Genomic DNA, 5,329 nt, shown 5'->3' on the forward strand with positions numbered 1-5,329 from the left:
TTGTCCCCGTAGGCCTTGTTCATGTCGGGCTCGTCGGCGACCAGGTAGCCGACGTAGTTGCGGGCGTGCGCGGTGTCGCCGAGGACGACGTCGGCGCGCTGGGGGTCGACGAAGGCGCGCCAGTTCGTGGCCAGCAGGCCCTCGCGGCGCAGGTACCACCACTCGTCGTCCCACAGGCCGATCGTGAAGTCGACGCCCACCTGCGGGTACGCGGCGCCGAGCTTGACGCCGTCCTCGACGCCGGACGGGTCCTGCATCCACACCGAGATCGGGAAGATCGACGGGTCGCCGGTCGGGTTGGGGCCGTTCGACCACTGCTTGTAGTAGTCCAGGGTGGGGCCGGGCAGGCGGCGGTCGTCGAGGCCGGGGACGGTCTCGGCGGTCGCCGTGCAGCCCGCGAGCGCCAGGACGGCGGCGGCAGCGGCCAGTAAACGAGCACGAACCACAGTCGTGCGCTCCTTCAGTTCCGGGGTGGCCCGTCAGCCGGTCACGCTCGGCCGCGGGAGGCGATGGCCTTCTTGGCCTTCTCGAAGCCGTCGGCGCCGAGCAGGCGCATCGCCGCGGTCTTGGCGACGAATCTCGCGCTGTCCCGCGCTACCCGCAAGGGGTGTCCCACGAACCGGTCACGGGCAAGCACGCTTTGTGCGGGCTCCGGGACGTCGTTGAGGGCTTCGCCGAACAGCGGGCGGTAGGGGGATGGCGCGGTCAGGCGACCCCTGGTCCGGTTGCTGACGTTACCCCCGTGCACCACCTGCAACCAGCCAGGAGCGCCTCCGAGCGAGGCCACGGCGGCGTGCCGGTGGAGGCGGTTGTGCCAGTCCGCCCAGCACGTGATCGGGGCGTCCCACGGCTCCCTGATGGAGGCGAACGCGTTGTCGCGGTCGTGGTGCAGGTACAGCCCGTCCGGGCTCTTGACCAGGCCGTTCGCCAGGTAGTACGCCGTGCGCGGGGCGCGCGGGACCTCGGCCTGGAGGCGCGCGACGAAGTTCGCGGCGAGGCCGTCGTCGTTGTCCAGGTTCGTGGTGATGAGCTCGTCGCCGCGCTCCGGGAACAGGGCGGTGATGTCGGACACCAGATCATCCCTGCTCACGGACTCGCGGAACACCGGCGCGTAGGTGTCGCCGTGGGTGGCGATCCGGTCCTTGAGCCAGGTCGGGCTCTCCGGGTCGAAGTAGATCAACCAGGTGAAGTTCCGCGAGGTCTGCGCCCTGACCGAGGGCAGGCAGTAGCGCTCGAACAGCCCGATGCGCTCGGTGAGCCAGCCCTCGCGCGCCCGCACGACGCTCTCCGCGCCGGGTGAGGGCAGGTTGAAGCGCGTCAAGATCACGTGGTCCATCGATCCCCTTCCGGTAACCACCCCCTACATCGGCCGGGAGGGGCCCGCGTTAACGAACCGGGGGCGCGCGCGATGAGTAGGGCGTGACTCGAGACCCGGCACGTCCCACGGTCGATGTCGTCATACCCTGCTACAACTACGCCAGGTTCCTGCGCGCTTGCGTGCGCAGCGCGCTGGACCAGCCGGGCGTGGACGTGCGGGTGTTGATCATCGACGACACCTCAAGCGACGAGACCCCGCAGGTCATGGCCGAGCTGGTGGCCGAGGACCCCCGCGTGGAGGGCCGTCGGCACGAGGTCAACAAGGGGCACATCGCCACCTACAACGAGGGCCTGCTGGAGTGGGCCAAGGCCGACTACACGGTGCTGCTGTCGGCGGACGACCTGCTCGCGCCCGGCTCGCTGGCCCGCGCCGCGCGGGTGTTCCGGGACAACCCGAAGGTCGGCATGGTCTACGGCCGGGTCGTCTACTACCAGGACCACGACGACCTTCCCTCGATCGTGGCCGCACCTGCCGGGACCACCGTGTGGTCCGGTGTGGACTGGATCGAGCGCCGTTGCCGCACCGGTCAGAACGTGCTGTCCTCTCCTGAGGCGGTCGTGCGCACCTCGGTCCAGCAGGCCGTCGGCGGCTACCGCCCCGACCTCCCGCACGCGGGGGACCTGGAGATGTGGATGCGCATCGCGGCCGTGTCGGACATCGGGTACGTGCGGGGCGCCCCCGCCGCGTACTACCGGGTCCACCAGCAGAGCATGTTCCGCACCCGGTTCTCCTCGGTGTTCGCGGACTTGGAGCAGCGGCAGGCGGTCTTCGACCGGTTCTTCGCCGAGCACCCGGACCTGCCCGGCGCCGGGATGCTGCGGGCGCTCGCGAAGCGGTCCATCGCCAAGGACGCCCTGTGGCGGGCCGTGCGCGCCTACGACCGGGACAAGCTGGACGAGATCCCGGCGGACGAGCTGGCCGAGTTCGCGGAGAGGGTCTACGGCGGCGCGCGGAACCTGCCCGAGCACCGGGCGCTGACCAGGCGCAAGGCCCTCGGCCCGAAGGTGTGCAGCCGCACCCAGCTGTTCGTGGGCTCGCACCTGGCCAAGCGCGGCATGGGCTGGGTGGGCAAGCAAGTGTGGAAGTGGCGCGGGCAGTGACCGGGCCGGGGGCCGGGGACGAGGCGGGCGCCGGGCCCGTGGTCACCTCCGGGAGCGGTTCCGGGGCGGAACCCGCCTCCGGGTCCGGCCTGGGCGGCCGGGTCGGCTCGGCGATCCGGTGGAGCGCGATCAACAGCCTCCTGCAGCGGGTCAGCCAGGTCGGGGTCGGGGTGCTGCTGGCGCGGTTGATCGCGCCCGAGCAGTTCGGCGTGTTCGCGGTCGCGCTCGTGGTGCTCAACATCGTGCTGAGCGTCAGCGAGATGGGTGTCAGCGTGGCGCTGGTGCGCACCGACGACCCGGTGGAGGACCTGGCGCCGACGGTGACGACGCTGTCGATCCTGTCCGGGTGCCTGCTGTTCGGCATCTGCGTGGTCGGGGCGCCGCACTTCGCCGAGGCGATGGACACCCCCGAGGCGACCGGGGTGATCCGGCTGATGTCGTTCGCGCTGGTCATCGCGGGCGCGTCGGCGGTTCCGGGCGCGCTGCTCCAGCGCGAGTTCCGGCAGGACCACAAGTTCGCGGCCGACACCTCGGCGTTCGTCGTCGGCACCGCCGTGGTGGTCGTCTTGGCCCTGATGGGGTTCGGGGCGTGGAGCCTGGCGTGGTCGCGGATCGCGACGAACCTGACCGCCGCGGTGGTGATGTTCGCGTTCACCAAGCAGCGGTACCGGCCGGGCTTCGACCCGGTGAGGGCCCGCGAGGCCCTGTCGTTCGGGCTGCCGCTGGCCGGGGCGAGCCTGCTGGTGTTCGGGGTGCTGAACGTCGACTACATCATGGTCGGCCACCTGCTGGGGACCACCGCGCTCGGCTTCTACATGATGGCGTTCAACCTGGCGAACTGGCCGGTCGGCGCGTTCTCGCAGCCGGTGCGCAGCGTGTCGCTGGCGGCGTTCTCGCAGGTCAGGAGCGATCAGGAGCGGTTCGCGGCGACGTTCGCGCGGGCGCTGCGGCTGCTGGCCCTGGTGACCGTGCCCGCGTGCGTGCTGCTCGGCTCGCTCAGCGACCCGATCGTCCGCGTGGTCTACGGCGAGCGCTGGGCCCCGTCCGCCGCGCCGCTGGCGCTGCTCGTGCTGCTGGGCGCGCTGCGGGTGGCGCTGGAGCTGGGCTACGACTACCTGGCGAGCGCGGGCCGCTCCAAGGCGATCCTGTGCATCCACGTGCTGTGGCTGGCCGCGCTGGTGCCGCTGCTGGCGCTGGGCGCGCACCTGGACGGCATCCGGGGGGTCGCGGCGGCGCAGAGCGTGGTGGTGCTGCTGTTCATCGTGCCCGCGTACCTGGTGGCGTTCAAGCCGTACGGCCTGCGCCCCGGCCTGCTGGGCGCGGCGGTGGCCAGGCCGGTGCTGGGCGGTGTGGTGATGGGCGCGGTGGCGATCGGCGTGCAGTGGGCGGTGGACGAGCCGCTGCTGCGGCTGCTGGTGGGCGGCGCGCTGTCGACCCTGGCCTACGCGGCGGTCGTCTACCCGCTCAGGGGTGAGGTCATCGGCGTGCTGCGGAGGGGCGGGGCGTGAGCGTCAAGCGGCGGGTGCACCAGGTCGCGAACATCGTTCGGGACGGCGGGGTGCGGGGGTTGGGCGCGCGGGCGCTGGGGAAGGTCGCGGCCCGGCTGGGCGGGGACGGGGAGGTGTTCCCGGTCCGGCTGGAGGACGTGCGGGCAGCCGACGTGACCCGGCGCCCGCCGGTGGTCGTGCCGCCGGTACCGCCGGACGGGCGGCTGACCGTGAACTGGGTCTGCACACCCCCCTCCCCCGGTTCCGGCGGCCACACCACGATGTTCCGCCTGGTGGAGCACCTGGAGGCGGCAGGCCACACCTGCCGCCTCTACCTGTACGACGTCTACGGCAGCCGCGCGGCGGACCACGAGCCGACCATCCGCGCCGCCTACCCCGGCTTCCGGGGCGAGATCCACGACGTGACCGAGGGCCTGGCCGACGCGCACGCCGTCTTCGCCACCGCCTGGATGACCGCCTACCCCGTGTTCAACGACCCGTGCGCGGGCAAGCGCTTCTACCTCGTGCAGGACTACGAACCCTGGTTCTTCCCCCGCGGCGGCCTCTCGGCGCTGGCCGAGAACACCTACCGGATGGGCTTCCACGGCTTCACCGCGGGCCGCTTCCTGGCCGGGAAGCTCCGCGACGACACCGGAATGGCCGCGGACTCGTTCGACTTCGGCTGCGACGTGGAGCGGTACCGACTGCTGGACGGGGTGCGGCGGGACGGCGTGGTGTTCTACGCGCGGCGGCTCGCGCCCCGGCGGGCGATCGAGGTGGGGCTGCTGGCCCTGGAGGTCTTCACCCGCGAACACCCGGAAGTCGTGGTGCACACCTACGGCGAGAAGATCGGCTCACTGGGCAACGGCCACGTGGACCACGGCCTGGTGACCCCGGACGAGCTGAACCGGATCTACAACCGCTGCTACGCCGGCCTGTCCCTGTCCATGACGAACGTATCCCTGGTCCCGCACGAGATGCTGGCGGCAGGCTGCATCCCGGTGGTGAACGAGGCAGAGCACAACAGGGTCGTCCTGGACAACGAGTTCGTCCGCTACGCCCCCGCAACCCCGCACGAACTGGCAAGGGCCATGGCCACCGTGGTGAACCTGCCCCCACCCGACTTCGAAGCCCTGGCCACCAAGGCAGCCGGAAGCGTAACCGGCCGCTCCTGGGACGACGCGGGAAAGAAACTGACCCAGGTGCTGCAACGAGAACTGGGAACGCCCGCAGTCTAGAAAAGCCAACCAGTCACACTCGCAAGCCAACCGCCCAGCACGTGGACCGCCCAGCCCCCTGACCGCCCAGCACGTTGACCGCTTCGCGGGCTGCGGGGCGAGCGAAGCGAGCCCGCAGCCGCCCCA

General features: G+C 71.5%; 4 protein-coding genes and 1 pseudogene. 3 read left to right on the forward strand and 2 right to left on the reverse strand.

What is annotated here, in order from left to right:
- Positions 1–446: pseudogene (locus ACTUAL_RS31035) on the reverse strand (hypothetical protein); the annotation flags it as partial.
- A 41-nt stretch (positions 447–487) separates the two neighbouring features.
- Positions 488–1,336, reverse strand: coding sequence for a glycosyltransferase (locus ACTUAL_RS31040; protein WP_096492306.1), 849 nt, complete (start codon positions 1,334–1,336; stop codon positions 488–490).
- Between the two features lie 83 nt (positions 1,337–1,419).
- Here ACTUAL_RS31040 and ACTUAL_RS31045 point away from each other — a divergent pair, with 83 nt between their 5' ends.
- Genes ACTUAL_RS31045 through ACTUAL_RS31055 form a run of 3 tightly spaced genes read left to right on the forward strand, consistent with a single transcriptional unit; the run spans position 1,420 to position 5,203 of the window.
- Complete coding sequence (locus tag ACTUAL_RS31045; protein WP_096492305.1) at positions 1,420–2,478, forward strand: glycosyltransferase family 2 protein; 1,059 nt, start codon at positions 1,420–1,422, stop codon at positions 2,476–2,478.
- Positions 2,463–3,986, forward strand: coding sequence for a lipopolysaccharide biosynthesis protein (locus ACTUAL_RS31050; RefSeq protein WP_440902722.1), 1,524 nt, complete (start codon positions 2,463–2,465; stop codon positions 3,984–3,986). The genes ACTUAL_RS31045 and ACTUAL_RS31050 overlap by 16 nt, the downstream gene beginning before the upstream one ends.
- Positions 3,983–5,203: a rhamnosyltransferase WsaF family glycosyltransferase gene (locus tag ACTUAL_RS31055; protein WP_440902723.1), complete on the forward strand. Its 1,221-nt coding sequence runs from the start codon at positions 3,983–3,985 to the stop codon at positions 5,201–5,203. Before ACTUAL_RS31050 ends, ACTUAL_RS31055 begins: the two co-directional genes overlap by 4 nt.
- The last annotated feature ends 126 nt before the right edge of the window (positions 5,204–5,329 follow it).

This window comes from Actinosynnema sp. (assembly GCF_052038725.1).

Coding starts and splice junctions, on each gene's coding strand:
- ACTUAL_RS31040 (WP_096492306.1), bottom strand. CDS start 1,336: ATGGACCACGTGATCTTGACGCGCTTCAACCTGCCCTCACCCGGCGCG.